The organism is Bowmanella yangjiangensis, from assembly GCF_017255015.1.
GTDB lineage: Bacteria > Pseudomonadota > Gammaproteobacteria > Enterobacterales > Alteromonadaceae > Bowmanella > Bowmanella yangjiangensis.
In genome coordinates this window covers 1-1,499 of sequence record NZ_JAFKCS010000195.1, presented here as the reverse complement: position 1 = coordinate 1,499, position 1,499 = coordinate 1, and the positions used below count along the sequence as shown (strand labels likewise).

At 62.1% G+C, this 1,499-nt stretch carries 1 protein-coding gene; it reads left to right on the top strand.

Annotated features, from left to right (window positions below; all coding sequences use genetic code 11):
* The first annotated feature begins 287 nt into the window (after positions 1-287).
* The gene (locus tag J0A65_RS23260) at positions 288-1,238 is read left to right on the top strand and encodes a hypothetical protein (RefSeq protein ID WP_206596665.1); all 951 of its coding nucleotides are present in this window, start codon (positions 288-290) and stop codon (positions 1,236-1,238) included.
* The last annotated feature ends 261 nt before the right edge of the window (positions 1,239-1,499 follow it).

The following is a 1,499-nucleotide window of genomic DNA, read 5'->3' as shown; positions in this document are numbered from 1 at the left end:
GAAATCTGAAAAGGGGCACAGCCTAGGCAGGAAGGGGGGAGAGGGCAAGGGACGGCGAGGATTGCTGGCCGCTGCTGGGGGGAAGTGGACGTTTACGAGGTAGAAATCGTGACGCCACCCAGCAAATCACGCTTGGTGGCAAGATGCCATGTGAGCTAACATGAGCCGGTTTTTCGGCGCCGTTTTTTTGCTGTTCAACGGATGGGTGACACGCGCCTCCGCATTGCGCTCCGTTGAGCGTGAAGCAACGCGTTGCCATCGCAGGTCTTCATACAAGGATAGTGTTGATGAGGCGTGACTCTGGTTCACTGGTCGAGGGCGCTCCTGGCGCGTCGGGGTTCATCGGCTGGATACGTGGCTGCACATTGCTGTTGTCTGTCGTGCTGCTGGCTGGCTGTGCAGGACGGGGTGCAGAGCCGCCGAAGCCTGCGACAAATCCGCTGGAGAACATGAACGAGCTGTTGCTGTCGCTGGCTCAGCGACTTGAAACGCTCGCCACGGGCGATCGCGAGCTGGCTCTGGCTCTGCGTAGCCAGGCTGAGTCATTGGACTCGCTCGGCAGGTCACAGCCGGCGCTGGAGGCCATCGACAAGGCGCTTGCCCTGGCGCCCGACGCCGAACTGCAGCAAGAGCTGCTGTCGACCAAGGCTGCGATCCTGTTCAGCCTGGACAGGGCATCCGATGCGCTGGCCATTCTGGTGCCGATGCTTGCGCTGGAGCAGTCGCCGTCTGCCGAGCAGATGGCTGCTGGCCAGGGCGACCTCTCCCAGGAATATATCGTCGCAGCGTTCTGCTACATGAGGCTGGAACGCTGGTCGGATGCAGCGCGAGCGCTTTCTCGCACTCAGCCTGCCGGTCCGGAAGACGATCTCGCAGCCTACGTGGCGCTGACCTACAGCTACATCAAGGCCCGCTCTGGCGAGTCCGTGTCTGACGCCTGGCTGGACGCGCAGGTCGAGTTCTCTGCCGCCAACGATGCGGGGCACTACGGCGCGCTGATTCAGATGTGGCGGGGGGATTTCAACCGTGACCAGATCGCCAAGGGCCTGAGTGCTCTGAAGGGCACTGAGCAGCAGGACGCTCTGGGTGAGGTGCTGTTTCATCGAATGGCCTACGCCAGGTACGTGGAAAACGACCCGGACATGGCTGCCGAGCTGTACGGACGCCTCAACGATCTGGCTCCCTACGGAAACATCGAGTGGATCTATGCCAGGCAGTTCGTCGGCACCGTGCGATGACCGATTGCCTGTTCGTGCCTGGCACCTGCGGCCGGCCGATTCGTGCCTGCTACCGGCGCATCAGTGCTTGCAGCGCTTAGAGACCGGCCAACCTCTCCCGCTGTTTTCGATTCGCTTCGGCGTCGGACTTATTGCTTCATTCTGATCACGCCTCCCGGAGCAGAGCCCCGGCTTGCAGGCGCTACATTCACGATTCAATCCGGGGCCCGAGGCTCCGCCAGGCTGCCACGGAGGCCGCGCAACAGCATGATCATCGGAATC

Bases quoted from the DNA above. Each gene is read 5' to 3' on its own strand.
- J0A65_RS23260 (WP_206596665.1), top strand. From the start codon at position 288: ATGAGGCGTGACTCTGGTTCACTGGTCGAGGGCGCTCCTGGCGCGTCG.